Source organism: Pseudomonas sp. TUM25319, assembly GCF_056388475.1.
Genome location: NZ_JBWJFH010000003.1, coordinates 20,266 through 44,451, shown reverse-complemented (window position 1 = coordinate 44,451; position 24,186 = coordinate 20,266). Strand labels below are relative to the sequence as shown.

Below are 24,186 nucleotides of genomic sequence, written 5' to 3'. Positions count from 1 at the left end.
TTTTTGTATCTCCTTCGCAGATTCCCCGGAGCGGTTGCCGCCGCTGGTATCCGGGGTGTCGAGGCGGTATTGCTTCGACGTGGTTAGTATCTCAAATCGGGGCGCTGTCGTCAACTGTTGGTCAAACAATCTTTGACGAATAATTGACTTGACGCGGCGCGCTTTTCGGAGCTGCTTAGATGCCGAGGTGGGAGCGGGAGGTAAACATAAAGCGCGCCCGCGAAGCGGGTGCAGCCCCGCTTTTGCCCTGGAGCGTGAGTCTCCCCCGGTGGATCTGCTCGTCAGCCTTCGGTTGGTCGCGGTAAGCCCCGACTACCCGGAGCTGGGCCGCCGTCATGGGGACCGTGGAATAGCGGAGCGACCGAAGGGAGTGAGCATATGCCGCGAAAGCCCCTTGACGGCATAGGCCCAGCGGAGGGTAGGCGATTAGGGCTGATAGCGGCCAGCCGGAGGGTGATGAGCACACCCAGGACGCGCAGGGGCGGCAAGGTGGCCAGCAGGCCGCCGCGCAGGCCGACAGGCCGGAGGGCAAGCAGAGCGCGCAGCACCTGGCGGGCCAGGTGCGCAGGCGAGAGGGATTGAAGCCCGAAGGGGCGAGACGCGGCGCAGCCGTGGCTCGATGCGTAGCACGAAAGCCCGGGCCGCAGGCCTCGCACTAGATCTTCTCGCTGGCCAGGTGGTGGAAGTACCAGGCCAATTCGGGACGCCCCCCGCCCATTTGTTGCTTGATGGCAGTCACCAGATCCTCGCGAACTTGGCCGGTCGCTGTTTCCAGGCGCTGGCGGATCTCATCAACCTCGGCGCTGGCGACCCATTCAAGGCAAGCCAGGTAATCGAGCACGCCCTTTTCCTCTGTTGGTGTAAGCATCTGCAAATCCCTCAGCAGTCAAACTGTCCGTGACAGAAAGGCGCCATCTAGGCCTTTTTCTGTCGGTTAGGTGTCTTCTTTGTGGTCCCTGGTTGGGCCTCCTTTGGCTGCTCATGCTTGGCGGCCATCTGCTTGACCAGCTCGGCTTCCTCGGGGGTGAGCCAGACCATGACGGGCACAAGGCCGACTGTTTGGCGTTCCAGCACGGCGGTTACGCGCTTGATTGCAGCGTGTACAAGCTGCCGCGACTGGCCGATGTTGTTGGCCACCTCGATAGGTTCCTTGCCCTCCACCAGCACCGCCCTGGCAATGTCCAGGGTTTTGGTGGACATGCCCCGGAGCGCAGGCAGGGAAGCGGTCCATTGTTCGGCGGTGTATTTCGGCTGGGTGGGCTGCATTCGCGGTTCCTTACTGTTGGCTAAATGCCCTGCTACCGGCAGGGCTACGGGTCAAGCGTGCTACTGGTTCATTTGCTCGATGAAGCCCCGCGCATGCGCTTCCAGGCGGCGGGCGTCTGTGGTGCCGGCATGGAGCCGGTGCCGTTTGACGCCCTGGGCGGTGGCTTTCCAGATGACGTAAAACGTCCCCTCGTTGTTGCGCTCGATAGTAATGGCAACGCCCTGGTCACTGGTACCAACCTTGGCGGCGACTGCCGCCACGGTTTCGCTTTCCAGTGTCTGGCGGTCCCATACCAGCAGGGGCACAAACTGCGGGTCGTTGATCGCGTCGGCTGTCTCCAGGCCGCCCGCATCGCACAACCACGCTTCGTCGTCATCGTCCCAGGCTTCGGCGGTGATCGGAAACGTCCACGCCAGAAGTGGCCGACCGCCCTGCACCTGGCAGGCGTAAAGCTGGTCAGAGTCGAGCAGAAACGCCACGCAATCCCCAGGGATGAGCAGGCCATGCCCAGGGTTGGCCTTGAGTAACGATCGGTAGGCTTCCAACGTGCGTTCGTAAGTCATGGTCGGTTCCTCGATCTTAGGCCTTGGCCACGGCCAGGGAGTGGGTAGCGATGCGGCGCATGATGAGCAGGTGGGGCAGGGTGGCCAGGCCCGTCAAGGTCCAGTAGCGCCCGCCCCACTGGGCAAAAATGGTCGTCATGTTGCCGTGGTCCAGGTCGGCCAGCTTGAACGACGCGCCCAGCTCGTCGGCGTGGTAGTCGATGACGGGCCGCTGCGAAAGGTTGAACTCGAAACGGGCGGCGGTCGTGCGTGCCGGTGGCGTGCCATAGGCGCGTTCTTGATCGATCAAAAACGCCTCTTCGTCGCCCAGGATGGCGCCGGGGTAACGCACGCGCAGCTCGGGCAGCATCAGGCCGGAATGCTGGGCCATCCACATGTTTGGCCCGATCTGGCGGGCATAGTCGATGATCGCGGTATGGCCAGGGACATAGAAGACTTTGCACATGGTTCGATCCTCCAAGGGCGGGGGAAAGCCGGGCGTTAAACGCCCGGCTCGCCAGTTACGCGGCGGCTTGGCCGCTGCGCAGGGCCTGGGCCAGTACCCACAAGGCGCGATTGAGTTTCACGTCTTGGTCAATGCCGTTAACGGCGCGGGTAGTTGTCCGGCGTCCTTGCTTGTTGCGGCCACGCAAGCCGCCCTTGATGGTGTTTTCCTGCACGCGGTTGAACGTGGTCCAGAGATCGCTTGCGCGGTCTTCGGCACGGCGTGGCATCAGCAGTTGCGACGGCGTGACCGGGGCAGGGCCTTCGGATGGGTCGTAGCGGTAGGCCAGGGCCGCCATGGCGAACGCTTCTTGCTCTTCCTGGCGCAAGTGGTAGTGCTGCATGTCGTCAAGGTTGGCGTCGATCTGCTCGAACTGGCCCAGCACCTCATAGGCACCTTCGATAACGTCGTTAACAACGTCAATGCGGCCGCTGTGGCGCACTTTCTGATCCATCGCCATGTCGCCCAGGACCAGCCCGTTAGCGCACACGAAACGGAACTTGCCGGCCATCATCTGGTAGCTGCTGCTGCCGTCGTGGCTGTTCAGCAGAATGATTTCGTTCGCTTCCTTGCTCATGATGTTGCTGGCATGGCGCAGGCGAATCATGTGCTTGGTGTGCTCGCGTTTGTCGGTGTTGCGGACGCGGGTCTGGCACGCCATGAACGGCTGAAAACCTTCTGTGCGCAGCGCATCGAGCACCTTGACGGTTGGAATGTACAGGTAACGTTCCGAACGGCTGTCGTGCGCTTCCTCGGCAAAGATCGAGGGCGCCACGCGGGCAATCTCGTCATTGGTCAGAGGGGCATCGCTGCGGATCATGCACGGATTACGGAAGTTGCTGGAAAGACGCATTTTTGTATCTCCTTCGCAGATTCCCCGGAGCGGTTGCCGCCGCTGGTATCCGGGGTGTCGAGGCGGTATTGCTTCGACGTGGTTAGTATCTCAAATCGGGGCGCTGTCGTCAACTGTTGGTCAAACAATCTTTGACGAATAATTGACTTGACGCGGCGCGCTTTTCGGAGCTGCTTAGATGCCGAGGTGGGAGCGGGAGGTAAACATAAAGCGCGCCCGCGAAGCGGGTGCAGCCCCGCTTTTGCCCTGGAGCGTGAGTCTCCCCCGGTGGATCTGCTCGTCAGCCTTCGGTTGGTCGCGGTAAGCCCCGACTACCCGGAGCTGGGCCGCCGTCATGGGGACCGTGGAATAGCGGAGCGACCGAAGGGAGTGAGCATATGCCGCGAAAGCCCCTTGACGGCATAGGCCCAGCGGAGGGTAGGCGATTAGGGCTGATAGCGGCCAGCCGGAGGGTGATGAGCACACCCAGGACGCGCAGGGGCGGCAAGGTGGCCAGCAGGCCGCCGCGCAGGCCGGCAGGCCGGAGGGCAAGCGGAGCGCGCAGCGCCTGGCGGGCCAGGTGCGCAGGCGAGAGGGATTGAAGCCCGAAGGGGCGAGACGCGGCGTAGCTGTGGCTCGATGCGTAGCACGAAAGCCCGGGCCGCAGGCCTCGCGCTATGCCTCGGATGACGGCAGGGCGATCACTCGCCGGCACCCTGCTCCAGCTCCAGCAAGCGCGCTGTGGCGGCCTGCTCGATCAACAAATACAGGCGCTCAACCTGCTGTTGTTCCAGCGCTTTCAACAATTCCAGGGCCTCCACCATGCCCTCGGCGCGGGCCTGGGAAATCAAGCAATTCGCCGCGCTGGTGGCGGTGTTCACTTCGGCCAGGCGCCTGCGCAATACAACCTGATAGCTCGGCGGCAGGATCAGGCCAGGCATCAACTCCGGTTCGTTTCGGATACCGGCCTCCCTCAGTTTTCGCCGACGACCTGGCGCACTTCGGCCATAACCTTGTTCCACTCGTCCACCGCATCAAACATCGCGCCGACCGCTGCCAAGGCGTGCTGTTGCTTGGTGTAAGTGCGGTTCATGTGCTCGGGCACGATCACCACGGTATCCGGGTTGCCGTAGTCCATGAAGCCAACGGTAACGCTGCCATCTTCCATATCGAACATCCGCACAACATCGAGCAGGCGGTTATAGCCTTTCGACTCCCACACCAGCAGGTAACGCACAGCATCTTCCTTGCTTACAACCTTGAAATCGTAATCACTGGACATGTTCAGTTCTCCGCTTGGTAGAAGGTTTGCGCCCATTGGTGCGCTTGTGCAGGTAACGCAGCACGCCCAGGGTCATGCGTGCGTCGGCTAGGGAACGGTGGGCGCCATCCTCCAGCACGCCGCAAGCTCGGGCGGCCTCGATCAGTTTGATCCAGCGCCACTGCCAAGCCCCATAGCGGCCCTCAACCCATTCCCCATGCCATTCGGCATACAGCAGCATGGCGCAGGCGGTGGCCAGTGCAGGCGCGACAAGTCCGTGCCGCTGGTGGGTCTGCGACAGCAGGCGCTCGTCAAAGGAGGCGTTGTAGGCGACGACCGTTCGGCCCGAGACGATAGAAGCGTATTGCTCTGCGATCTCCGGCCAGGCCGGCGCGGTGGCCACCATGTCATTGGTGATGCGGTGAATCCCTGTGGCCTCCGCTGGAATTGGCTGAGTAGGGCGTATCAGCGTGTTGAGTAGGGGCGTGCCGCTCGCGTCGAGGATCGTGATTTCGCACACCTCGTCGCCATCACCCACGCCCGTTGTTTCAGTGTCCAGCAGCAGACAATCCCCCTCGATCAGCGCCTGGGCACGGGCGGCCACGGCCTTCCGCCGAAGCTGCGCCGCGCTCGGCTCCCATTTCCAGGGCACGCAATCGGCGGGATCGTATACATCGTAGGCCCCGCGGCCTTGCCAGACGCTGCCGGCAGGCCGGGTGCTATACCCCGGCATTAGTCGGTGGCGTGCCTTGAGGTCACGGCAGCAAAGCCAGCCGTTGGCCTCCGCTTCCGCTGGGGTGAGGTGAATACGCGCCCTTGCCATGCCGGGGCCTCCTGTCAGTTGTCGCCAGTGATGATCGTGTGACGGGCCTGGGAAACGTCCAGCGTGCCGGCGCGACCGTCTGCAAAGCGAACAGCCATGGTCGTTTCCGGGATGCCGGCGACAGCGTGCGCATCGGCGCGCAACCCTTCCTCGCTGCGGTGGGCCAGCAGCTCGAAAAGCACAAAGGCGTCATTGGCGGCGTCCACGCTATCCCGTGCCAAGGCTTCGTTGAGGCTCTGCTTGAGCCAGTTCGAGGCGGTGGGGTCGGCCAGCGTGGCAGCGATGCTATCGGCAAACTGTGCGGTACCGGATGGCTCGCGGTTGCTGCTGACGGCCTGGGCGGCCTCACGGTCAATAGCGCGCAACTGATCGCGGGCGGGCTGGCTAAGCCCGCTGTGGAACTCGGCAAGCTGGGCCAGGCCGGTGAGCTGCCACCAGGCTGAGGTAAAGCCGTCGCTACGTTCGGGGCCATTGGGCAGGGTAAGCGCACCTTTCAACTGAGTGAGGTGCAGTTGGGCGCAATCAATGATGGCTTGTTCCAGTTCGGTCATGGCGTATCAACTCTTGGTAATGGCGGGTTGGGTCCAGTCCTCAAGGACTAGGCCAGGAACGCGAGCAAATTCGCGAGTGTTGTTCGTGACCAGAACACACCCAGCGGCCAGGGCATGGCCGGCTATCGCTGCATCGTTGTTGCCAATGGGCGTACCCAGGCGGGCGAGGGCGGTGCGGATCTGCGTTGTTTGATCTACGGCGGCGGCGTCCCAGGACAGGATGGCGTCCAGGCGCTGGATGAAGGCATCGACCATCGCTGCAACCTTGGGCGATGCCTTGGGGTTGGCGGCCCCGAAACGCATTTCGGAGTAGGTGATGGCCGAAACGACAATCCGGTGCTGATTAGTGACTGCCTGTTCCAGCTTGGCCAGCACCGCGTCGGGGCGCTCGCGCATGATGAACGAACAGATGTTCGTATCGAGCATGTACGTCTTTTTGCTCATGTGAAGTCACCCAGGAAACGGTCTTCCTCGATCACATCCTTTCGCTCGGTCAGAAAGTCAGGATCTGCGGCCGCCACGTCGCGCAACGATGCCCAGGAGGGGCGCACAGGGCGCAGGATCAGCGTTTCGCCGTCGCGGATAATCTCCAGCTCGGAAACGCCCTGGTACTCCATATCCCGAGGGATGCGGATCGCCTGGTTTCGGCTGTTCATGAAAATGGAAACGGTACGCATGGGAACCTCCTACAAGTTGAAACACGTTGAGGCGGTGATGGTGCTGCCGCGCTCGATGCCCAGGTTTGCAAGCTGGCCGCGTGGCACCTCGATAATGCCGAGGGCGGGCCGCAATGATGAATGCTTGGCGGTTGTGTGTGGCTCCAGCTCTTGTACGCTCTGGATAACCCCGTCTGCTCCGATCCAAGCCGCGTCTAATGGGGCAGGGGTGTTCTTCATCCACACAAATCGCACTGCCGGCGTAGTCCAGAGAAACAGCATGCCTCGCCCTGGATCTGGCCTACCGGCGAGGCCCTGCGCCTGTGCGGCTTCGGTGGTGGCCACGGGTAGGTCGAGTGTCGCGCCATTCTGGAACGACAACCGGCAATCATCGCTATAAGCCGGTGTGGTGAGCACGGCCCCCAAAAGCAACGCAGGTAAGCAGCGGTTGAGCATCGGAACCTCCTTCAATCTCTAAGAGAATCCTAGCATATGGCAAGCATATGTCAACTGAGCAATTGAGCGCTCTGTGGTGCGTCGTTATACTGCGGGCATGCGCTCCTTCGCAGAGCACTAGAAGCCCGTTTTGCATTGCCGTGCAGCGGGCTTCGCCATTTCTGGCCCCCATGTAATCCCTCCCCAAATATCCCCAAATCGTCGTAGAGCCTGGTGCGCGTGGCTGACTAGCGAGGCTTGCCCGAGTCTGTCCGGTGCGAGCGGCTGGCCGCTGCCGGCAGGCAAGAAAAAGCCCGCATCGCGGGCTTGGGGAAGTGCTGATACCGATCAACTCATTAAGTCGGGGATGGTTCGCTTGTGGGTTACTTGCCCTTCTTAGCCAGGCCAAGCTGTTTTTCCAGAGCCTCTACCTGTCCTTCGGCGCGTGCTGCGCGGTCCAGGGCCTGGCGTTCGTTCTTGCGTGCCTCGATAGCTTCTGAGTCCTTTTCGTTGGCCCTGGTGACAGCCCGGTGGATCTCCTGGGCGCTGTGCTCCTTCTGGTGTTTCAACTCCAGCTCGGCGCGTTCCTCCAGAGCATGGTATTTAGCCTGTAGCTCCCGGTATAGGGCTGCGGTTTCCTCCAGGCTGGCGATCTTGGCGCGCAGCTCGTTCAGTTCTGCATCCATGCTGTCAGCCAGTGCAATAGCTTCCTCGGCCTGCTCGCGGATCTGCGCGGCATTCTCTTCGATCACCCGGCGTTTCCCGTCCAGGGCCTGGTCGGCAGCAACGCGGGCCAGATTCCAGATATCGGCGCCGAAGTTCTCAAGCAACTGGGCCAGGGCAGCCGGTGGTGGGTCGATGAGTGGTTGGGCCTCTTGTTGCTTGCGGTTCTTCCACTCGCTCATGGCCTCCTGAATGGTCGTAAAGCTGCCGACGCCACCCAGGCGCTTGCGCACGTTGGCCAGGGTGGGCTTAGTGCCGTCAGCGTCCAGTTCGTCGGCGGCTTTCCAGATCATTTCCTTCGTGAGTGCCATGGGCGTGCTCTGCTGTATGTTGTAGCGTGTAGTATCATACAACATACTACAAAATACAATATAGGCTAACGCGGCCAGTTGGCCTTGTTGGCTCCGCTCCAGCGCGGCGGGCGAGCCACCTCACCAGAGCGCAGCAGCAGATGGGAAGGGTGTCGGGTTGGCCAGGCGTGCCGGTTCGGTGTGCGCCGTGCCGGCGTCGAACGCTACCCGTGAGTTATCCACAAGCCAAGCCAAACCAAGGCCGTTAAAGATTTAAGTTAAAGGGTTAATACGCGCGCGCGTTGTTAGCGTTTTGCGAGGCCTTGATTTACCTGGGCTGGAGGGTGGTTCTGGTCCCCGAAGTGACGAAATTGGCGGTCCCTGGAGTGACGAACCCTAGTCCCCGAAGTGACGAACCGACGGTCCCTAGAGTGACGAATCGTGGTCGCCGAAGTGGTGGAGCGTTTGGGGCGCGATATTCGGTGCGGTCCCTGGAGTGACGAATGCGCAGATAAAGCCCCCGAAGGGGCTGCGGTACAGTTCAAACATATATGAATCAATAGAGAAAAACCCTTACACATCAGTCCATTGCCCCCTTCCGGTCCCTGGAGTGACGAATTGCCATGACTCATGCAGCGGGAGCGGCCTTGGCCTTGCGTGGCTTCTTGATACCGTTGCGCGTGGCTTTGAGCAAGGCCGCTTTGCCGGCGTCGGACTTGTTGAAGAACAACACGGCGTCTTCGTCGGGCAGGTAGGTCATGAAGTAGTCGAGCAAGCTGCCGGCCTCGGCCAGCTCCTTGACCTTAGCGCGAAACTTCTTTTCGGCCTGGGCGCTTCCGACCTTCTTTTGCAGCAGAGCCAGGCCAATCTTCCATTGGCCCTGATCGCCGCAATGTTTCCGGCAAAGCTCATAGATGCGTTTGGCAATGGCGCTGCGCAGCCCAAAATAGTCGCCCGGAATGGTCAACACATCCATGGCCTTCGCGGCGTTAAACGTGGTGTCGGATACCTTTATCCGAATGGCGCACATGCGGTTCTTGGCGCCCCTAGTGATGATCTCCACGTCATCGAGCAGGCCAACCCAGCGACGGCTGCCGTCACGGTCTTTCGTCGACTCAAAGGTGGCCCGCATGCGAGTACCGGTGAGTCTGTCGAAAGCCTTGCTAAGCAGCTCATAGCCGCGCTCGCTGGTACTGCTGCGCGTGAAGCTCAAAAGTTCGTGAGCGGTCGTCTCGATAGTCGGTGATACGGCTATGCCGGCGTTGATCGCAGCCACTAGCTTCGATACGCAAAACAGCACGATATCTTTGTCATGCTGGGTCGCCCGACCGGCAACGCTGGGAGTGATCTCGATTTTGTTCCCGTTGTGCTCGTAGGTGATCTGCCTGGTATCTCCGTCTTCCACGGCGTAGATCGGGTGCTCCATCGTAGGTCGCTCATCTTTGGGGATCGCCGGCAGGCCGGTCGCGATCCAGAAATCGAGCTGCGTTTCGAGCACCACTACTTGTTTGCGTCCCGCTGAGGTCTTCACCGCTTCGCGCCCTGGTGCCTTGTCCTTCGGTTGCTTGGCCTCTTCGCGTTTCAGCCGCTCCGCCGCCTGCTGGTAGGTTTCGCCTGGTCGTGCTTCAGCCTCGATGCGCTTGCGCCACTTGTCGATGTTGATTGCGTCCTGCCCGACCAAGGGGCCTCTGGCCGCTGGCCGACGTTTCGGTGGTGGGGTGGTGGCCACGTCGGGGTCGATATCAAACAACTCATTGGACGACATGCTGGGCCTCCTTGCTCAGATACTTGTAGATGGTTGTTCTGCTGACCTTGAACCTGGCGGCCACGTCGCTCACGGTCGTCAAGGGGTCGGCCAGCAGTATCTTGATATCGCGGATCTCCTTCGCGCCTAGCGTTGGCTTTCGACCCCCTTTGCGTCCCCGTGCGCGGGCGGCCTCCAGGCCGGCCATGGTTCGCTCGCGGTTTAGTTCGCGCTCGTACTCCGCCAGGGTGGCGAAGACGTTCAACTGCATCCGCCCGCCCGCCGTGCTGGTGTCGATGTGTTCGGTGAGCGATTCGAAGCGAACCTGCATGGTTTCCAGTTGGGCCATGAGCTGGAGCAGGTGGGAGAGACTTCGACCGAAGCGGGAAAGCTGCCATACGACAACGGTGTCCCCTGGGCGAAGTGCTTTTAGCATCTGCTCCAGCTCGGGTCGGTTGGCCCTGGCCCCGCTGATCTGTTCCTCATATATCCGCGTGCAACCAGCGGCAATAAGCGCGTCCCGCTGTAGGTCCAGGTTCTGGTCCTGCTTACTGGTCCGCGCATACCCGATGCGCAAGCCACCCGTCAGTATGTCTAGGGTGGACGTGTCTTTGCTGCTACGCATGCAGTTCCTCCTTGTCGGGCTTGCGGGTTCCTGTTTGCGAACACCTAATGATTACACTGAAAAGTTTACGGGAAAGTTTACAGTTTTGTCCCAAAAAAAACGCCCTGGTGTCGTTTTCAGAAGGCGACTGCACCAGTTCACTGGGCTGGCCGCCGTGTGTGCATAGAACTTCTGACCGGGAACGGTCAGAAGTTCTATGCACGAAGCGCCGCGAGAGATCGGAATTGCTCAGAACTCTTGTGCACGGCGCGACAAAGCCGGAACCGCCGAAAATTCCGGCGATCAACCGGCAAGCTGCTTGATGCGCTCGGCCAGGCGGCCGAAAGCCTCGTTCACGTATTCCAGCACCTTGGGTTCTGCGCCCTGCGTGCGCAGCGAGTCTTTGAAGGCTTCCAGGTCGGACAGCCATTGCCGATGCAGGCGGCCCAGCTCGTCGAGCTGAGGCCGGAAGTCTTGGAGACTGCCGCTCGCACGAAACGCCTGGTAGCCACGCTCAAGCGTGGCCGCCGTGGTCAGCAGTTGCGCGCCCATTTGCTTGTGCTGTTCGGAGAACTCGGCCATGCCGTCATAGGGCCGCGAAGCCTTGCGGCGCTCGGCTTCGGATGCCTCTTCCATGATGCGGGCGTAGCGGTAGAACCCTGGGAACTCGCGGGACAGCGCCATGAGCTGCTGATCGGATGTGCCGACCCAAATCCTGTGCAGGTCAGGCCCGTACCCCATCATGCGATTGATGATGGCATGGGCCTCGCTGACACCCTGGGCGGCAAGCTGCTGCATGTGTTGGTCGATCTTCGCGGCCAGTCGGCGGAATTCGTTCATGCTCATGTCCGTCACAAAAGGCGCGTTGATTGCCCTTGCGCCGTGAGAAGTGCCACCGCCTTCTTATCGAAGGAAACGAAGGTTTCCCCGCCAAGCCAGTTGCCTTCGTAGGCAATGACGCCATCGGCAAAGTCTCCGCCCGCGTCGAGCACCAGCAAGCCAGCCTCCACGGCAGGCCGGTTCACTTCCACATTCGCGGCGGCCAGTAGTGCCCGGATCGCGCTGGCCGCGTCGGCTTGCTGGAAGCCGTAGACACGCAGCAGCACCCAAACAAATTCGCATAGGCACGGCAGCGCGACCGCGATCAACTCGGCGTCGGTCAAGACTGCGGCGGCAACGTCCGCTTGTGCGGGATCGTCACGCACAACCGCACGCACAAGGACGTTGGTATCGACTGCGACCTTCATTGCTTACCTGCCCAGCCTTGCGCCGCCGCCTCGTTGATTTCTTCGATGGTGGCAACCTTCTGCGTCTTGCCCGCGAGCAGGCCGACAAAGCTGGCTATCGTCCCTGCGGGCCGTGCCGCCTTGAGCACGCCCCGACCGTCTGGCAACAAGTCCAGCTCGATCTTGTCGCCTGGCCTGATGCCGAGGTGTTGCAGTACGTCCTTCCGAAACGTCACTTGTCCCCGTGCGGTAACGGTCAATGTGGTCATGGTGGTTTGCCCTCGCAATCAAGGTTGATGCTTCACATAGTAATGCAAAAATGCCTTACCGTCAATGTCCGTCAAACGATCATTAGTCGGCCATGCCGGACACTGTCCAGCAAAGTTATTGCACAACGGGTTGTCGGACATTAAGATAGGCGGACGGAATGACGGACAAGAGAGGCGGCAAATGGCACTGATCGGCTATGCGCGGGTATCGACGGCGGAACAGGACACCGCCTTGCAGACGGATGCGCTACGCAAGGCAGGCTGCGAGCGCGTTTTCGAGGACACGGCTTCCGGGGCCAAGGCCGACCGCCCCGGCTTGGCTGATGCGCTGGCCTACCTGCGCGACGGCGACGTGCTGGCCGTCTGGCGGCTGGATCGGCTCGGGCGCTCTATGCCGCACCTAATCGAAACGATAGGCGCGCTGGAAGCGCGAGGCGTCGGCTTCCGTTCTCTGACGGAAGCCATCGACACCACCACGCCAGGCGGGCGGCTCATCTTCCACGTGTTCGGCGCGCTGGGCCAGTTCGAGCGCGACTTGATCCGCGAGCGCACCAAGGCCGGGTTGACTGCCGCCGCCGCTCGTGGGAGGAAGGGCGGGCGAAAGCCGGTTGTCACCGCCGACAAGTTGCAGCGAGCGCGGGAGCACATCGCCAACGGGCTTAATGTCCGAGAGGCCGCTACACGGCTCAAGGTGAGCAAGACGGCCCTGTACACCGCGCTGCAATCCACCAGTGCAGCCGACTCCTGATATTCCGTGCAGTCGTCTTCTGAAAATGACAGCTCACGCGCAGGTAGATGCGTGCGACTTTCATGCGGGCCTCCTGGTCATTTTGGGTATAGGGAAAATGACCATTGTTTCACGCCTAGCCAAAAAGGGAAGGTTCCCGGTTCAAATGTCGTTTTCAGAAGACGGCTGCACGGAATATCAGAAGCCGACTGCACTATAGCAGCGGAGGGGTTGGATCCATCAGGCAACGACGGGCTGCTGCCGGCCATCAGCGGACGCAGGGAGGACTTTCCGCAACCGGCCGTTCGATGCGGCACCGATGGCCTTCGCGCAGGGGTAGTGAATCCGCCAGGATTGACTTGCGCTGCCCTACCTCTCACTAGTGAGGGGCGGCAGCGCATCAAGCGGTGAGCGCACTCCGGCACCGCCAACTTTCAGCACATGCGTGTAAATCATCGTCGTAGAGACGTCGGAATGGCCGAGCAGATCCTGCACGGTTCGAATGTCGTAACCGCTGCGGAGCAAGGCCGTCGCGAACGAGTGGCGGAGGGTGTGCGGTGTGGCGGGCTTCGTGATGCCTGCTTGTTCTACGGCACGTTTGAAGGCGCGCTGAAAGGTCTGGTCATACATGTGATGGCGACGCACGACACCGCTCCGTGGATCGGTCGAATGCGTGTGCTGCGCAAAAACCCAGAACCACGGCCAGGAATGCCCGGCGCGCGGATACTTCCGCTCAAGGGCGTCGGGAAGCGCAACGCCGCTGCGGCCCTCGGCCTGGTCCTTCAGCCACCATGCCCGTGCACGCGACAGCTGCTCGCGCAGGCTGGGTGCCAAGCTCTCGGGTAACATCAAGGCCCGATCCTTGGAGCCCTTGCCCTCCCGCACGATGATCGTGCCGTGATCGAAATCCAGATCCTTGACCCGCAGTTGCAAACCCTCACTGATCCGCATGCCCGTTCCATACAGAAGCTGGGCGAACAAACGATGCTCGCCTTCCAGAAAACCGAGGATGCGAACCACTTCATCCGGGGTCAGCACCACCGGCAAGCGCCGCGACGGCCGAGGTCTTCCGATCTCCTGAAGCCAGGGCAGATCCGTGCACAGCACCTTGCCGTAGAAGAACAGCAAGGCCGCCAATGCCTGACGATGCGTGGAGACCGAAACCTTGCGCTCGTTCGCCAGCCAGGACAGAAATGCCTCGACTTCGCTGCTGCCCAAGGTTGCCGGGTGACGCACACCGTGGAAACGGATGAAGGCACGAACCCAGTGGACATAAGCCTGTTCGGTTCGTAAGCTGTAATGCAAGTAGCGTATGCGCTCACGCAACTGGTCCAGAACCTTGACCGAACGCAGCGGTGGTAACGGCGCAGTGGCGGTTTTCATGGCTTGTTATGACTGTTTTTTTGTACAGTCTATGCCTCGGGCATCCAAGCAGCAAGCGCGTTACGCCGTGGGTCGATGTTTGATGTTATGGAGCAGCAACGATGTTACGCAGCAGGGCAGTCGCCCTAAAACAAAGTTAGAAAAGGAAAAGTATGAGCAAGTTATCTGTATTCTTTATATTTTTGTTTTGCAGCATTGCTACCGCAGCAGAGTCTTTGCCAGATTTAAAAATTGAAAAGCTTGATGAAGGCGTTTATGTTCATACTTCGTTTGAAGAAGTTAACGGGTGGGGCGTTGTTCCTAAACATGGTTTGGTGGTTCTTGTAAATGCTGAGGCTTACCTAATTGACACTCCATTTACGGCTAAAGATACTGAAAAGTTAGTCACTTGGTTTGTGGAGCGTGGCTATAAAATAAAAGGCAGCATTTCCTCTCATTTTCATAGCGACAGCACGGGCGGAATAGAGTGGCTTAATTCTCGATCTATCCCCACGTATGCATCTGAATTAACAAATGAACTGCTTAAAAAAGACGGTAAGGTTCAAGCCACAAATTCATTTAGCGGAGTTAACTATTGGCTAGTTAAAAATAAAATTGAAGTTTTTTATCCAGGCCCGGGACACACTCCAGATAACGTAGTGGTTTGGTTGCCTGAAAGGAAAATATTATTCGGTGGTTGTTTTATTAAACCGTACGGTTTAGGCAATTTGGGTGACGCAAATATAGAAGCTTGGCCAAAGTCCGCCAAATTATTAAAGTCCAAATATGGTAAGGCAAAACTGGTTGTTCCAAGTCACAGTGAAGTTGGAGACGCATCACTCTTGAAACTTACATTAGAGCAGGCGGTTAAAGGGTTAAACGAAAGTAAAAAACCATCAAAACCAAGCAACTAAATTTCTAACAAGTCGTTGCAGCACGCCACTACGTGGCTGGACAGTTTGTAAGTTGCGCTTTTGTGGTTTGCTTCGCAAAGTATTCCACAACGCGCAACTTACAAACTGCCGCTGAACTTAGCGTTAGCGCCCATGAAAGGACTCAGCCACATCACCTTTATCGTCCGAGACCTCGACCGCATGGCCATGCTTCTTTGCAAGGGTCTTGGAGCACGCGAGGTGTACGACAGTTCACGCCACAACTTCTCACTGTCCCGCGAGAAGTTCTTTCTGATCGGAGATATTTGGTTAGCTGCTATGGAGGGTGAGCCGCCCACTGAGCGCTCTTACCAACATGTCGCTTTCGCCGTTAGTGAGACTGATCTGCCCGCCTATCAGGCAAGGCTAGAGGCACTCGGTGTAGAGATTCGCCCGCCGCGTAGCCGCGTTGACGGAGAGGGACTATCCCTGTACTTCTACGACTTCGACAACCATCTCTTTGAGCTACACACGGGTACGTTAGAGCAGCGTCTGAGCCGGTATGGGGTTGGGCTCTAACAATTCATTCAAGCCGACGCCGCTTCACGGCGCGGCTTAACTCAGGCGTTAGATGCACTAAGCACATAATTGCTCACAGCCAAACTATCAGGTCAAGTCTGCTTTTATTATTTTTAAGCGTGCATAATAAGCCCTACACAAATTGGGAGATATATCATGAAAGGCTGGCTTTTTCTTGTTATCGCAATAGTTGGCGAAGTAATCGCAACATCCGCATTAAAATCTAGCGAGGGCTTTACTAAGCTTGCCCCTTCCGCCGTTGTCATAATCGGTTATGGCATCGCATTTTATTTTCTTTCTCTGGTTCTGAAATCCATCCCTGTCGGTGTTGCTTATGCAGTCTGGTCGGGACTCGGCGTCGTCATAATTACAGCCATTGCCTGGTTGCTTCATGGGCAAAAGCTTGATGCGTGGGGCTTTGTAGGTATGGGGCTCATAATTGCTGCCTTTTTGCTCGCCCGATCCCCATCGTGGAAGTCGCTGCGGAGGCCGACGCCATGGTGACGGTGTTCGGCATTCTGAATCTCACCGAGGACTCCTTCTTCGATGAGAGCCGGCGGCTAGACCCCGCCGGCGCTGTCACCGCGGCGATCGAAATGCTGCGAGTCGGATCAGACGTCGTGGATGTCGGACCGGCCGCCAGCCATCCGGACGCGAGGCCTGTATCGCCGGCCGATGAGATCAGACGTATTGCGCCGCTCTTAGACGCCCTGTCCGATCAGATGCACCGTGTTTCAATCGACAGCTTCCAACCGGAAACCCAGCGCTATGCGCTCAAGCGCGGCGTGGGCTACCTGAACGATATCCAAGGATTTCCTGACCCTGCGCTCTATCCCGATATTGCTGAGGCGGACTGCAGGCTGGTGGTTATGCACTCAGCGCAGCGGGATGGCATCGCCACCCGCACCGGTCACCTTCGACCCGAAGACGCGCTCGACGAGATTGTGCGGTTCTTCGAGGCGCGGGTTTCCGCCTTGCGACGGAGCGGGGTCGCTGCCGACCGGCTCATCCTCGATCCGGGGATGGGATTTTTCTTGAGCCCCGCACCGGAAACATCGCTGCACGTGCTGTCGAACCTTCAAAAGCTGAAGTCGGCGTTGGGGCTTCCGCTATTGGTCTCGGTGTCGCGGAAATCCTTCTTGGGCGCCACCGTTGGCCTTCCTGTAAAGGATCTGGGTCCAGCGAGCCTTGCGGCGGAACTTCACGCGATCGGCAATGGCGCTGACTACGTCCGCACCCACGCGCCTGGAGATCTGCGAAGCGCAATCACCTTCTCGGAAACCCTCGCGAAATTTCGCAGTCGCGACGCCAGAGACCGAGGGTTAGATCATGCCTAGCATTCACCTTCCGGCCGCCCGCTAGCGGACCCTGGTCAGGTTCCGCGAAGGTGGGCGCAGACATGCTGGGCTCGTCAGGATCAAACTGCACTATGAGGCGGCGGTTCATACCGCGCCAGGGGAGCGAATGGACAGCGAGGAGCCTCCGAACGTTCGGGTCGCCTGCTCGGGTGATATCGACGAGGTTGTGCGGCTGATGCACGACGCTGCGGCGTGGATGTCCGCCAAGGGAACGCCCGCCTGGGACGTCGCGCGGATCGACCGGACATTCGCGGAGACCTTCGTCCTGAGATCCGAGCTCCTAGTCGCGAGTTGCAGCGACGGCATCGTCGGCTGTTGCACCTTGTCGGCCGAGGATCCCGAGTTCTGGCCCGACGCCCTCAAGGGGGAGGCCGCATATCTGCACAAGCTCGCGGTGCGACGGACACATGCGGGCCGGGGTGTCAGCTCCGCGCTGATCGAGGCTTGCCGCCATGCCGCGCGAACGCAGGGGTGCGCCAAGCTGCGGCTCGACTGCCACCCGAACCTGCGTGGCCTATACGAGCGGCTCGGATTCACCCACGTCGACACTTTCAATCCCGGCTGGGATCCAACCTTCATCGCAGAACGCCTAGAACTCGAAATCTAACGTCCGTTCGGGCATCGAGGTCCATGTCGGGGTGGGACGGGCCCGTGGCACGCATCTGGCCGATCATGCGGAACAGCGCCGACTCATCCACCTGTTCGCGCCCTTGCTGCCGCAGTTTCGCCAGCGCCTGCCGTTGTTCCCAGAGGGTGACAGCCGGATGCGACAAGGTACGGTAGGGAATTTCCAGGTAATGCTGTCCCTCCGGTTCCAGGACCCAGATACGGCTGATGTCGCGCGGATCGCGCCGGATCAGAAAGGACGGCCAGCGTTCACGCCGCGCAATCCACGGCTTGAGCGCATCGGCGTAGTAGTGGATGTGGTCGATGACAAAGCCGGTGCGGGTCAGCGTGCGCCGGAGGATCGGCAGAAAATCGACCAGGAACGAAGTAGCGCGTGTGACGACGGCCGGTACGCCGACACGCGCCACGGCCTCGGCCCAGCGCGCGGCCGGCGGTTGGAGCAGGCCGTTGTGCACCGAACCGTGGTAGGTGCCGACCGCCAATGTGAGCCAGCGCTCTAGCTCGCGCAGCGTCAGGGCGGCCTTGTTTTCGGAATCGTAGTCGCCGCGCTGGTCAGGGTTGGAGAAGGTCGTTCCCGGCAGTTCGTCGTGAATCATCTGCATCGCCGTGCCGATGATCCGTTCCACGATGCCGCCATAGTGCGGCTGTCCCAGCGGGCGATAGTCCAGCCGGATGCCATGCTGCTCGCAACCCCGGCGCAGGGCCTCGCTCTTGAACTCGGCCGCGTTGTCTAGGTAGAGCAGCAAGGGCTTGCCGCTCATCTGCCAATCCATTTCCACGTTCAGTCCTTCCAGCCAAGGGCGCTTGTCGCAGGCGACATGCACGAGGCACAGGCCAACCGAAACGGCAGACGGCGCTTCCAGCGTGACGACCATGCCGAGCACGCAGCGGGTGAACACGTCGATGGCGAGGGTCAGGTACGGGCGGCCAATAGGTTGCCGGTCGCGGTCATCGACCACGATCAGGTCGATGACCGTATGGTCTATCTGCACCTGCTCCAGCGGCGCGGTCACGGCAGGAGGCTCGCCGCCCACACCTTGTAGGTCACGAGCGGCATCCTGGCCTTCCCGCCGGCGGATGACCTTGCGCGGGTCAAGGCTAGCGATCCGTAAGGCCACGGTATTGCGCGCCGGCACTCGCAGTTTTTGAGCCTTGCACACCTGAGTGACTTCGCGGTGAAAGGCCGCTAGGCTGCGCTTCTGCTTGGTCAGGAACCGCTTTTGCAGTAGCTCGTGGATGACGCGCTCGACCGGTTCCGGCAAGCGCCCCTTACCTTTACCTCCACCGGACTGGCCGGGCACCAGATCCGTCACGAGGCCGCTGCCTTGCCGGGCACGCCGGATCAGAACGTATACCTGGCGCCGAGACAAGCCCAGCGCCTGAGCCGCCATATCGGCCGCTTCGTGCCCGACCGTCTCCGACTGCGCCAACGGACTGATGATCTCCGCACGACGGCGCGCACGCTCCCAAGCCTCATCAGGCAGAGTGGCCACGCCTTGTTCTGGAATCCGTGGGGTGTCCGTCGCCATGCTCACCTCGCTTTGGTGCACACGAGTATTGAGCATAGTCGAGATTGGTGCAGATCACTTCTGATATTGAACTGTCAGGAGCTGGCTGCACAACAGCCATTACGCCCAATCAACTGGTGCAGTCGTCTTCTGAAAATGACACCTGGGGCGCTCTTTTTGAAGTGTGCAGCAAACGACCGTTTTCTGCACACTAGATGCAACCCTTTAGGACTTGTCCTTATCTGGCAGGTTGGTGTCCAAAATCGAAACGTCCTCGGCGAGCAAAAATCGGGTATCAGACGATGACTGGTCGATGACGGCCCGTGCGGAATCAACCTTGCGGGTATCAGTAGGCAGCACGTTGTTTTGCAGGGCGCGATGCTCTGCGATGACGGTGCAGTGATCCAGGGAGACAGCTCCCGAAACATCCTCCACCATGATGACCGCTTGGCAGCACATGACGAATGCTCGACCGCAGGTTTTGGTCTGGATCGTCTCGCCCGAACCAAGCAACTCTTCATAGTTCACGGTCACGCCTTCCTTGTGCTGGGCGTTCCAGTCGTAACACTGGATCTTGGCTGCGTCCTCCTGCTCGCGCAGGGTCATATTTGGGCGCATCGGTTTCGGCATAACGGCAGTCCTATGTAGGTGGGTTCTGTGTAGAGATCGCTTGGCGTAGCGCTGACTCGGCAGCGCTATCGTCCATGTCCATGTAGTAAGCATCCGCCACCAGCTCGTCGATCTCGCGGGCGCTCACATTAGCATCGAGCGCGGCGCGTAGCAGGCCGGCGTCGAGTCGGTCGTACTTGTAGGCCATGGCCAGCGCCGGGTTGTCCTGGGCGTTGTTGGCCATGAAGAAGCCGTAGGAAAACCCTTCCGGGGTTGCGCTGCGGGCGTTCTTGGTAGCGAGGCGGTTGCCGCCGAATTTGCGGTGCATCTTCGAGCCGTCCGAGGCCTCGACCGGGGCAATGGGCAGGTTTGCATTGAAGCGGCCCCAAAGCAGGGTTTTCTTCGTGTACGGGTCGCCCAGGTGGTGCGGATCGAAGGCCAGGCGCCACGGCGGAAGACCGCCCAGCTTCTCGATCCGGCCTACCGGGTTCTCGATGGCCCATACGGCAGGCCGGAAATATTCAATGGTGCGCAATGTCTGGTGAACGAGCTGCACGGCGGCAACCGTGCGCCCGTCTGCGTCTTTGGCTGCGAAGTGTCGGGCGCCACTGGTGGCGAATTCTGTGCACGGGCACGCGGCGAGAATGGCGTAGATATCCAGGCCGTCGAAGTCGCCAAACCAGTCACCGAAGAAGCCGGCGCCGAACTCGTTTACGTCGCCGGTAACGGGGTTGTCCTGTATGTCGAAGCGCAGGACCTGGTAGCCGGCATCCTCCCACGGCTGCGACCACTGCCCAGTGTGGTCGAACAGCGACAGCACTACCTTGTCGGCATTCGCCCGCCCTTCGCCCTGGGCGAAGGCGTGGCGTTTCCATTCGGCAATGCGGGCTTGGGCGGCGGCTTGGTCAAGCCAGCCGTGTGACCGGGTGTGGCGGGCCACCTTGTCGGCCAGGCGCACGATCTCGGACGGCCTGGGCGCGTCGAACAAGTGGTGCTCCAGCTCGCCCGAATTCATGGCGCTGAACTCGGCAGCGATCTGGCTTAGCTCGAAGTCGTCAACGCCCAGGGCCTGGCCGGTGAACAGCCCAGGTTGTGCTGGGCGGATCTGCGTACTGAGCATGGTTCACTCCCCCTTGAAGTAGTCGGGGCGCTGCTCCAGCTCGCGGGCGATCAACTCGTCAGCGAACAGCGGCGCGGCCTTCTCGATGCGCTTGGCCATCTTCTGCTTGCGCACCCGGCCTTTGGCCTCGGCACTCCAGCGCTTGACGGCGCGGGACTGGGGGAAGTCCAGGCAAACACCGTAACCCTCGGGGCGGTGCTTCCAAGCCTGGTGCATTTCTTCCGGCATTCGCGTCCCCGCTGGGGCCTCGATCACCAGCAACTCGAAGTCGCCAGGGCAGGGCTGGTGCGGCAGGCACCACCGAAGGGAGTAGCGCCACATGGGCGCTACGTGCTGGGTGGCGGGGGCCATCAGGCGTAATCCCATTTGGCCTGGTCCCAACCGGGCAGCTTGCGCTGTGCCGACTGGCGAATTGCGTGCAGGGTGCGAAACGCAGGGGTCGAGTAGTAGTCGCTGGCCTCGCTCGACTGGTGCTCAAGGCATTCGATCAGCTTGAGGACTTCCAGGGCCGAGAGCCGGCGCACGTCGGTATCCAGCAGGAACAGCTTGTCGGGGGTGTTTTCGCGGGGGTAGCGGACCCGCACAGAACGCACGTTTTCATCCAGCAACTGCTGGCCCTGAGTCTCAAGGATCTCGCGGGCTTCGCGGCCAGGCCTGCCGGTACAGGTGAACATCAGGATGGCCGAAATGTGGAAACGATCGACAACGTAAGCGCTCATCGGTGTATCTCCTTCGCAGATTCCCCGGAGCGGTTGCCGCCGCTGGTGTCCGGGGTGTCGAGGCGGTATTGCTTCGACGTGGTTAGTATCTCAAATCGGGGCGCTGTCGTCAACTGTTGGTCAAACAATCTTTTACGAATAATTGACTTGACGCGGCGCGCTTTTCGGAGCTGCTTAGATGCCGAGGTGGGAGCGGGAGGTAAACATAAAGCGCGCCCGCGAAGCGGGTGCAGCCCCGCTTTTGCCCTGGAGCGTGAGTCTCCCCCGGTGGATCTGCTCGTCAGCCTTCGGTTGGTCGCGGTAAGCCCCGACTACCCGGAGCTGGGCCGCCGTCATGGGGACCGTGGAATAGCGGAGCGACCGAAGGGAGTGAGCATATGCCGCGAAAGCCCCTTGACGGCATAGGCCCAGCGGAGGGTAGGCGATTAGGGCTGATAGCGGCCAGCCGGAGGGTGATGAGCACACCCAGGACGCGCAGGGGCGGCAAGGTGGCCAGCAGGCCGCCGCGCAGGCCGACAGGCCGGAGGGCAAGCGGAGCGCGCAGCACCTGGCGGGCCAGGTGCGCAGTAGGAAAGCCGTGGTCAAGGTTTCGCACGGGCAAGAAAAAGCCCGCTTACGCGGGCTTCTGTGGAGGCTTATCGCCGTGGATTGGTGTGCAGGCCCCAGCCGTACACTGGTGGTTGGTCGCTGATGCGAATGCCGCGTGTGTCTTCGCAAATCCGGCCCGCGACTACTGCGCCTGGCGAGTAGATCTGACCGCCCAGCAGGCAGCCACGGGCAGGAGCTGGGGCAGGGCGGTTTGCCTTCGCTTCCAGGGCGGCGAGCTGGGCTGAAATGTTGACCAGCCCCTGATTGACTTGGTGTAGCTGCTCGTTGGTCTGATCCACCTGTTTCGACGTGGCGCAGCCAGTTAGGCCAACGGTGGCCAGCAACAGTGCCGGCAGCAGTTTGCTGATAGTGCGAGTCCTGTTTTCCATAGAGATTTCCTTAACGTGTCATGCCGAACATTGAAATGATCGGGCTGATGGTGCCTTGGTTTTTGTCCGAGCCAGGGCAGGAATTCAAGAATTCTTCCCTGGCCCGGGCTGTTGCCTCGGGTTTGAATTTGCCCTTCTTCTTGACGACGATTGAGAAGAAGTCGGATACCGCTCCGCTGCAATCGCTGTCTGCCAGCGAACCGCCCTTGAGACCTGCTTTGCCTGCCATGCACATCATGGTCTTGCACGGGTCACGGGCTTCTGCGGTGCCTACCAGTGCCAGGCTGGCCAAGAAGGCGACGACGACCGTTGATCGTTTCATAGGACTACTCTCCTTTTAGTCTGTGCTCGATGTGGAAAAATGCGCGGGCCAGGCGGTCGTAGCCGCCTGAGGCGGCAAGGAAGGCGATCAAACCGACTATGGACAGCACAACCAGCTTTGGATCAGGCCAGCCATTGAAGGCCTGGATCACGAACACCACTAGCATCGACACGGCGCCGAACGTCAGCACTAGGCTGATGGGGCGGCGCACAAGCCAAAGCAGCCTGCCTGCGAGGCCGAATAGGTTGCCGGTGGTGATACGCAAAGCATCGATGGCGAAGCGTTTAGCGCCCGAGGCAGCCTTTGCCAAGAACGACGGTTGCTTACCGTTCGCTGCTCGATCCTTCGTGGCCACAGTGCGGATCTTCTGCACCTGGCGGTTCCGCTTTCTGCCTGCGGGCAGTTCAACGACTTCGCCCATATATCAGTCCTCCTTTTCCTGTATCTCGAACTCCGCGAGCTGTCTGCCGGCGTCCAGATACTCCTTCAACCAAGCGGGGCGTTTACCCCTGCCGCTCCACGTATGAAACGGATTGGTTGGATCTCTATACCTGGCCTGGCCTCGCGGCGGTCTTTCTCCCAAAGGTACGAATTCCAGTTCGCGTGTTGTGGGCACGGATTTCGGTTTCCCCGCTGGTTTGCTCTTGTCGGCATCTTTGTCATCGCATTCGCTTGACATGTTCTCAACTGCCCTCATAATAGCGGTTACTCACTGAAATTGCAATTTCAAGGACAAACGGAATGGCCAACCATCAAACCTTCACCGCAGTCATTGCTCTTGCGCTCGTCGCCGCCGGAAATCCATTGCTGGCTAATGCGAACGGTAAATTGTCGATGAGTGTCATGGCTTTAGCAAAGCAATGTGCGCCGAACGTGGCGCCTGAGACGGTCGGGTATGTGGTTAGCCATGAGTCGAGAAACAATCCATTTGCAGTCCATGTAAACGGCGTGCCCTGGAGTAAGCAGCCAAAGACAGAAACCTTCGAGGACGCGAAGGCAGTAGTCGAAAAGCTTGCTCGTGAAGGCGCCAGTTTCGATACCGGCTACGGGCAAATCTGGTCGGGGAACTTGGCAGCGTTAGGGGTTTCTGCTGTGGACATGCTTGAGCCGTGTAAGAATCTGGCCGCCCTGGACCGAATCTTGTCGGACTGCTACCGGGCCGCTGTTGCGACTAATCAGGACGGGCAGGCTGCTTTGCGAAATGCCCTTAGTTGCTACAACACCGGTAATCAGAGGGACGGTTTCACAAATGGATATGTGGGAAAGATTCTGGCGGTGGCTCAAGCCAATAACACTATGAGAGTGCCTGCGCTGCGCCTCGATGGAGTGGAGAGTGAAGGCGGCCAAGTGGGGAGTAGCGTTGAGCAGGAGGACGCGCTACCCGCTGAGAACGCAAGGCTGGGCCGGTCTGATGGGTTCGACGATTCAACCCCGGACGGATTTGCCAATAGCACTCAAGACGGCTTCGAGGTGATGGCGCGGCAACATGACGGAGCGCCAAATGAAGGTCTTTCTCATCCAGCAAAAACAACTAGAGGAAATGAGCAGCAAGAAGAAATTAATACGGACATGGATTCAGAGATTGGAAGAAAAGAAATGGCTTCCACTCTTTGAAGTCATTAGCGACGACGGGCAAACGGTGTGCTGTTCGTTGCGTGTAAAGGATACAGGGGAGGTT

General features: G+C 60.1%; 34 protein-coding genes and 2 pseudogenes. 7 read left to right on the top strand and 29 right to left on the bottom strand.

Annotated elements, in window-relative coordinates; all coding sequences use genetic code 11:
• Positions 1–655: 655 nt before the first annotated feature.
• The 18 genes from AC05QJ_RS33025 to AC05QJ_RS32940 form a co-directional block, all read right to left on the bottom strand.
• Entirely contained in the window at positions 656–868 is a 213-nt protein-coding gene (locus AC05QJ_RS33025) for a hypothetical protein (protein WP_172671999.1), read from the bottom strand.
• 47 nt (positions 869–915) lie between these two features.
• Complete coding sequence (locus AC05QJ_RS33020; protein ID WP_046094857.1) at positions 916–1,266, bottom strand: TrfB-related DNA-binding protein; 351 nt, start codon at positions 1,264–1,266, stop codon at positions 916–918.
• 60 nt (positions 1,267–1,326) lie between these two features.
• Positions 1,327–1,830, bottom strand: a complete 504-nt coding sequence (locus AC05QJ_RS33015) for a hypothetical protein (RefSeq protein ID WP_054882242.1) — start codon at positions 1,828–1,830, stop codon at positions 1,327–1,329.
• A 16-nt stretch (positions 1,831–1,846) separates the two neighbouring features.
• Positions 1,847–2,275: a hypothetical protein gene (locus tag AC05QJ_RS33010; protein WP_015272401.1), complete on the bottom strand. Its 429-nt coding sequence runs from the start codon at positions 2,273–2,275 to the stop codon at positions 1,847–1,849.
• Between the two features lie 55 nt (positions 2,276–2,330).
• Positions 2,331–3,167 (bottom strand): DUF932 domain-containing protein, encoded by an 837-nt coding sequence (locus AC05QJ_RS33005; protein WP_015272400.1) that lies wholly within the window; start codon positions 3,165–3,167, stop codon positions 2,331–2,333.
• Positions 3,168–3,847: 680 nt separating this feature from the next.
• Positions 3,848–4,087 (bottom strand): hypothetical protein, encoded by a 240-nt coding sequence (locus AC05QJ_RS33000; RefSeq protein ID WP_220467819.1) that lies wholly within the window; start codon positions 4,085–4,087, stop codon positions 3,848–3,850.
• 32 nt (positions 4,088–4,119) lie between these two features.
• Complete coding sequence (locus AC05QJ_RS32995; RefSeq protein ID WP_054882062.1) at positions 4,120–4,428, bottom strand: hypothetical protein; 309 nt, start codon at positions 4,426–4,428, stop codon at positions 4,120–4,122.
• On the bottom strand, positions 4,418–5,230 hold the full coding sequence (locus AC05QJ_RS32990) for a 3'-5' exonuclease (protein ID WP_054882063.1): 813 nt from the start codon (positions 5,228–5,230) through the stop codon (positions 4,418–4,420). Before AC05QJ_RS32990 ends, AC05QJ_RS32995 begins: the two co-directional genes overlap by 11 nt.
• A gap of 14 nt (positions 5,231–5,244) precedes the next feature.
• Positions 5,245–5,781: a hypothetical protein gene (locus AC05QJ_RS32985; protein ID WP_053221386.1), complete on the bottom strand. Its 537-nt coding sequence runs from the start codon at positions 5,779–5,781 to the stop codon at positions 5,245–5,247.
• Positions 5,782–5,787: 6 nt separating this feature from the next.
• Positions 5,788–6,225 carry a type II toxin-antitoxin system VapC family toxin gene (locus tag AC05QJ_RS32980; protein WP_012477632.1) on the bottom strand — a complete coding sequence of 146 codons (438 nt, stop codon included), beginning with the start codon at positions 6,223–6,225 and terminating at the stop codon, positions 5,788–5,790.
• Positions 6,222–6,458, bottom strand: coding sequence for a type II toxin-antitoxin system VapB family antitoxin (vapB, locus tag AC05QJ_RS32975; protein ID WP_012477631.1), 237 nt, complete (start codon positions 6,456–6,458; stop codon positions 6,222–6,224). Before vapB ends, AC05QJ_RS32980 begins: the two co-directional genes overlap by 4 nt.
• Positions 6,459–6,467: 9 nt before the next feature.
• Positions 6,468–6,893 (bottom strand): DUF192 domain-containing protein, encoded by a 426-nt coding sequence (locus AC05QJ_RS32970; protein ID WP_015272397.1) that lies wholly within the window; start codon positions 6,891–6,893, stop codon positions 6,468–6,470.
• Between the two features lie 362 nt (positions 6,894–7,255).
• Positions 7,256–7,906 carry a DNA-binding protein gene (locus AC05QJ_RS32965; protein ID WP_012477619.1) on the bottom strand — a complete coding sequence of 217 codons (651 nt, stop codon included), beginning with the start codon at positions 7,904–7,906 and terminating at the stop codon, positions 7,256–7,258.
• A gap of 607 nt (positions 7,907–8,513) precedes the next feature.
• Positions 8,514–9,650, bottom strand: coding sequence for a replication initiator protein A (locus AC05QJ_RS32960; protein WP_012477617.1), 1,137 nt, complete (start codon positions 9,648–9,650; stop codon positions 8,514–8,516).
• Positions 9,637–10,254: a recombinase family protein gene (locus AC05QJ_RS32955; protein ID WP_012477616.1), complete on the bottom strand. Its 618-nt coding sequence runs from the start codon at positions 10,252–10,254 to the stop codon at positions 9,637–9,639. The genes AC05QJ_RS32960 and AC05QJ_RS32955 overlap by 14 nt, the downstream gene beginning before the upstream one ends.
• Before the next feature lie 282 nt (positions 10,255–10,536).
• Positions 10,537–11,073, bottom strand: a complete 537-nt coding sequence (locus AC05QJ_RS32950; RefSeq protein ID WP_003159187.1) for a hypothetical protein — start codon at positions 11,071–11,073, stop codon at positions 10,537–10,539.
• Between the two features lie 11 nt (positions 11,074–11,084).
• On the bottom strand, positions 11,085–11,480 hold the full coding sequence (locus AC05QJ_RS32945) for a type II toxin-antitoxin system VapC family toxin (protein WP_003159186.1): 396 nt from the start codon (positions 11,478–11,480) through the stop codon (positions 11,085–11,087).
• On the bottom strand, positions 11,477–11,728 hold the full coding sequence (locus AC05QJ_RS32940; protein ID WP_003108276.1) for an AbrB/MazE/SpoVT family DNA-binding domain-containing protein: 252 nt from the start codon (positions 11,726–11,728) through the stop codon (positions 11,477–11,479). The genes AC05QJ_RS32945 and AC05QJ_RS32940 overlap by 4 nt, the downstream gene beginning before the upstream one ends.
• A 181-nt stretch (positions 11,729–11,909) precedes the next feature.
• Between AC05QJ_RS32940 and AC05QJ_RS32935 the strand changes: the two genes are divergently transcribed.
• Positions 11,910–12,476: a recombinase family protein gene (locus AC05QJ_RS32935; protein WP_003159185.1), complete on the top strand. Its 567-nt coding sequence runs from the start codon at positions 11,910–11,912 to the stop codon at positions 12,474–12,476.
• Positions 12,477–12,824: 348 nt separating this feature from the next.
• Here AC05QJ_RS32935 and intI1 read toward each other — a convergent pair whose 3' ends face one another.
• The gene (gene intI1 / locus AC05QJ_RS32930; RefSeq protein WP_000845048.1) at positions 12,825–13,838 is read right to left on the bottom strand and encodes a class 1 integron integrase IntI1; all 1,014 of its coding nucleotides are present in this window, start codon (positions 13,836–13,838) and stop codon (positions 12,825–12,827) included.
• Between the two features lie 152 nt (positions 13,839–13,990).
• On the opposite strand from intI1, the gene AC05QJ_RS32925 reads away from it, so the two are divergent.
• The 5 genes from AC05QJ_RS32925 to AC05QJ_RS32905 all read left to right on the top strand — a co-directional run bounded on the left by AC05QJ_RS32925 (position 13,991) and on the right by AC05QJ_RS32905 (position 17,233).
• Positions 13,991–14,731, top strand: a complete 741-nt coding sequence (locus AC05QJ_RS32925; RefSeq protein ID WP_003159548.1) for a subclass B1 metallo-beta-lactamase IMP-1 — start codon at positions 13,991–13,993, stop codon at positions 14,729–14,731.
• 132 nt (positions 14,732–14,863) lie between these two features.
• Positions 14,864–15,268: a FosX/FosE/FosI family fosfomycin resistance hydrolase gene (fosX, locus tag AC05QJ_RS32920; RefSeq protein ID WP_476748268.1), complete on the top strand. Its 405-nt coding sequence runs from the start codon at positions 14,864–14,866 to the stop codon at positions 15,266–15,268.
• Between the two features lie 156 nt (positions 15,269–15,424).
• The gene (locus AC05QJ_RS32915) at positions 15,425–15,772 is read left to right on the top strand and encodes a quaternary ammonium compound efflux SMR transporter QacE delta 1 (RefSeq protein ID WP_000679427.1); all 348 of its coding nucleotides are present in this window, start codon (positions 15,425–15,427) and stop codon (positions 15,770–15,772) included.
• A complete protein-coding gene (sul1, locus tag AC05QJ_RS32910; protein WP_000259031.1) occupies positions 15,766–16,605 on the top strand; it encodes a sulfonamide-resistant dihydropteroate synthase Sul1 in 840 nt (279 codons plus the stop codon). Before AC05QJ_RS32915 ends, sul1 begins: the two co-directional genes overlap by 7 nt.
• Before the next feature lie 127 nt (positions 16,606–16,732).
• The gene (locus AC05QJ_RS32905) at positions 16,733–17,233 is read left to right on the top strand and encodes a GNAT family N-acetyltransferase (RefSeq protein ID WP_000376623.1); all 501 of its coding nucleotides are present in this window, start codon (positions 16,733–16,735) and stop codon (positions 17,231–17,233) included.
• A gap of 49 nt (positions 17,234–17,282) precedes the next feature.
• Here the strand turns inward: AC05QJ_RS32905 and AC05QJ_RS32900 are convergent.
• The 10 genes and pseudogenes from AC05QJ_RS32900 to AC05QJ_RS32855 all read right to left on the bottom strand — a co-directional run.
• Positions 17,283–18,782: pseudogene (locus AC05QJ_RS32900) on the bottom strand (Mu transposase C-terminal domain-containing protein); the annotation flags it as partial.
• A 74-nt stretch (positions 18,783–18,856) separates the two neighbouring features.
• Positions 18,857–18,922, bottom strand: a pseudogene (locus AC05QJ_RS32895) (hypothetical protein); the annotation flags it as partial.
• Between the two features lie 64 nt (positions 18,923–18,986).
• On the bottom strand, positions 18,987–19,391 hold the full coding sequence (locus AC05QJ_RS32890; protein WP_223271153.1) for a hypothetical protein: 405 nt from the start codon (positions 19,389–19,391) through the stop codon (positions 18,987–18,989).
• A gap of 10 nt (positions 19,392–19,401) precedes the next feature.
• Complete coding sequence (locus AC05QJ_RS32885) at positions 19,402–20,490, bottom strand: DNA cytosine methyltransferase (RefSeq protein WP_054882066.1); 1,089 nt, start codon at positions 20,488–20,490, stop codon at positions 19,402–19,404.
• Between the two features lie 3 nt (positions 20,491–20,493).
• Positions 20,494–20,841 carry a theronine dehydrogenase gene (locus AC05QJ_RS32880; RefSeq protein WP_223271152.1) on the bottom strand — a complete coding sequence of 116 codons (348 nt, stop codon included), beginning with the start codon at positions 20,839–20,841 and terminating at the stop codon, positions 20,494–20,496.
• Positions 20,841–21,209: a hypothetical protein gene (locus AC05QJ_RS32875; RefSeq protein ID WP_054882067.1), complete on the bottom strand. Its 369-nt coding sequence runs from the start codon at positions 21,207–21,209 to the stop codon at positions 20,841–20,843. The genes AC05QJ_RS32880 and AC05QJ_RS32875 overlap by 1 nt, the downstream gene beginning before the upstream one ends.
• A gap of 635 nt (positions 21,210–21,844) precedes the next feature.
• Positions 21,845–22,186, bottom strand: a complete 342-nt coding sequence (locus AC05QJ_RS32870) for a SadB/YajI family lipoprotein (protein WP_054882156.1) — start codon at positions 22,184–22,186, stop codon at positions 21,845–21,847.
• Positions 22,187–22,196: 10 nt separating this feature from the next.
• A complete protein-coding gene (locus tag AC05QJ_RS32865) occupies positions 22,197–22,508 on the bottom strand; it encodes a TrbM/KikA/MpfK family conjugal transfer protein (RefSeq protein WP_054882155.1) in 312 nt (103 codons plus the stop codon).
• Between the two features lie 4 nt (positions 22,509–22,512).
• A complete protein-coding gene (locus tag AC05QJ_RS32860; protein WP_044275517.1) occupies positions 22,513–22,929 on the bottom strand; it encodes a hypothetical protein in 417 nt (138 codons plus the stop codon).
• A gap of 3 nt (positions 22,930–22,932) precedes the next feature.
• Positions 22,933–23,187: an H-NS histone family protein gene (locus AC05QJ_RS32855; protein WP_086239839.1), complete on the bottom strand. Its 255-nt coding sequence runs from the start codon at positions 23,185–23,187 to the stop codon at positions 22,933–22,935.
• A 62-nt stretch (positions 23,188–23,249) separates the two neighbouring features.
• Here AC05QJ_RS32855 and AC05QJ_RS32850 point away from each other — a divergent pair, with 62 nt between their 5' ends.
• On the top strand, positions 23,250–24,122 hold the full coding sequence (locus AC05QJ_RS32850; RefSeq protein ID WP_054882154.1) for a lytic transglycosylase domain-containing protein: 873 nt from the start codon (positions 23,250–23,252) through the stop codon (positions 24,120–24,122).
• Positions 24,123–24,186: the final 64 nt, after the last annotated feature.

Coding starts and splice junctions, on each gene's coding strand:
- AC05QJ_RS33025 (WP_172671999.1), bottom strand. CDS start 868: ATGCTTACACCAACAGAGGAAAAGGGCGTGCTCGATTACCTGGCTTGC.
- AC05QJ_RS33020 (WP_046094857.1), bottom strand. CDS start 1,266: ATGCAGCCCACCCAGCCGAAATACACCGCCGAACAATGGACCGCTTCC.
- AC05QJ_RS33015 (WP_054882242.1), bottom strand. CDS start 1,830: ATGACTTACGAACGCACGTTGGAAGCCTACCGATCGTTACTCAAGGCC.
- AC05QJ_RS33010 (WP_015272401.1), bottom strand. CDS start 2,275: ATGTGCAAAGTCTTCTATGTCCCTGGCCATACCGCGATCATCGACTAT.
- AC05QJ_RS33005 (WP_015272400.1), bottom strand. CDS start 3,167: ATGCGTCTTTCCAGCAACTTCCGTAATCCGTGCATGATCCGCAGCGAT.
- AC05QJ_RS33000 (WP_220467819.1), bottom strand. CDS start 4,087: ATGCCTGGCCTGATCCTGCCGCCGAGCTATCAGGTTGTATTGCGCAGG.
- AC05QJ_RS32995 (WP_054882062.1), bottom strand. CDS start 4,428: ATGTCCAGTGATTACGATTTCAAGGTTGTAAGCAAGGAAGATGCTGTG.
- AC05QJ_RS32990 (WP_054882063.1), bottom strand. CDS start 5,230: ATGGCAAGGGCGCGTATTCACCTCACCCCAGCGGAAGCGGAGGCCAAC.
- AC05QJ_RS32985 (WP_053221386.1), bottom strand. CDS start 5,781: ATGACCGAACTGGAACAAGCCATCATTGATTGCGCCCAACTGCACCTC.
- AC05QJ_RS32980 (WP_012477632.1), bottom strand. CDS start 6,225: ATGAGCAAAAAGACGTACATGCTCGATACGAACATCTGTTCGTTCATC.
- vapB (WP_012477631.1), bottom strand. CDS start 6,458: ATGCGTACCGTTTCCATTTTCATGAACAGCCGAAACCAGGCGATCCGC.
- AC05QJ_RS32970 (WP_015272397.1), bottom strand. CDS start 6,893: ATGCTCAACCGCTGCTTACCTGCGTTGCTTTTGGGGGCCGTGCTCACC.
- AC05QJ_RS32965 (WP_012477619.1), bottom strand. CDS start 7,906: ATGGCACTCACGAAGGAAATGATCTGGAAAGCCGCCGACGAACTGGAC.
- AC05QJ_RS32960 (WP_012477617.1), bottom strand. CDS start 9,650: ATGTCGTCCAATGAGTTGTTTGATATCGACCCCGACGTGGCCACCACC.
- AC05QJ_RS32955 (WP_012477616.1), bottom strand. CDS start 10,254: ATGCGTAGCAGCAAAGACACGTCCACCCTAGACATACTGACGGGTGGC.
- AC05QJ_RS32950 (WP_003159187.1), bottom strand. CDS start 11,073: ATGAACGAATTCCGCCGACTGGCCGCGAAGATCGACCAACACATGCAG.
- AC05QJ_RS32945 (WP_003159186.1), bottom strand. CDS start 11,480: ATGAAGGTCGCAGTCGATACCAACGTCCTTGTGCGTGCGGTTGTGCGT.
- AC05QJ_RS32940 (WP_003108276.1), bottom strand. CDS start 11,728: ATGACCACATTGACCGTTACCGCACGGGGACAAGTGACGTTTCGGAAG.
- AC05QJ_RS32935 (WP_003159185.1), top strand. CDS start 11,910: ATGGCACTGATCGGCTATGCGCGGGTATCGACGGCGGAACAGGACACC.
- intI1 (WP_000845048.1), bottom strand. CDS start 13,838: ATGAAAACCGCCACTGCGCCGTTACCACCGCTGCGTTCGGTCAAGGTT.
- AC05QJ_RS32925 (WP_003159548.1), top strand. CDS start 13,991: ATGAGCAAGTTATCTGTATTCTTTATATTTTTGTTTTGCAGCATTGCT.
- fosX (WP_476748268.1), top strand. CDS start 14,864: ATGAAAGGACTCAGCCACATCACCTTTATCGTCCGAGACCTCGACCGC.
- AC05QJ_RS32915 (WP_000679427.1), top strand. CDS start 15,425: ATGAAAGGCTGGCTTTTTCTTGTTATCGCAATAGTTGGCGAAGTAATC.
- sul1 (WP_000259031.1), top strand. CDS start 15,766: ATGGTGACGGTGTTCGGCATTCTGAATCTCACCGAGGACTCCTTCTTC.
- AC05QJ_RS32905 (WP_000376623.1), top strand. CDS start 16,733: ATGGACAGCGAGGAGCCTCCGAACGTTCGGGTCGCCTGCTCGGGTGAT.
- AC05QJ_RS32890 (WP_223271153.1), bottom strand. CDS start 19,391: ATGCCGAAACCGATGCGCCCAAATATGACCCTGCGCGAGCAGGAGGAC.
- AC05QJ_RS32885 (WP_054882066.1), bottom strand. CDS start 20,490: ATGCTCAGTACGCAGATCCGCCCAGCACAACCTGGGCTGTTCACCGGC.
- AC05QJ_RS32880 (WP_223271152.1), bottom strand. CDS start 20,841: ATGGCCCCCGCCACCCAGCACGTAGCGCCCATGTGGCGCTACTCCCTT.
- AC05QJ_RS32875 (WP_054882067.1), bottom strand. CDS start 21,209: ATGAGCGCTTACGTTGTCGATCGTTTCCACATTTCGGCCATCCTGATG.
- AC05QJ_RS32870 (WP_054882156.1), bottom strand. CDS start 22,186: ATGGAAAACAGGACTCGCACTATCAGCAAACTGCTGCCGGCACTGTTG.
- AC05QJ_RS32865 (WP_054882155.1), bottom strand. CDS start 22,508: ATGAAACGATCAACGGTCGTCGTCGCCTTCTTGGCCAGCCTGGCACTG.
- AC05QJ_RS32860 (WP_044275517.1), bottom strand. CDS start 22,929: ATGGGCGAAGTCGTTGAACTGCCCGCAGGCAGAAAGCGGAACCGCCAG.
- AC05QJ_RS32855 (WP_086239839.1), bottom strand. CDS start 23,187: ATGTCAAGCGAATGCGATGACAAAGATGCCGACAAGAGCAAACCAGCG.
- AC05QJ_RS32850 (WP_054882154.1), top strand. CDS start 23,250: ATGGCCAACCATCAAACCTTCACCGCAGTCATTGCTCTTGCGCTCGTC.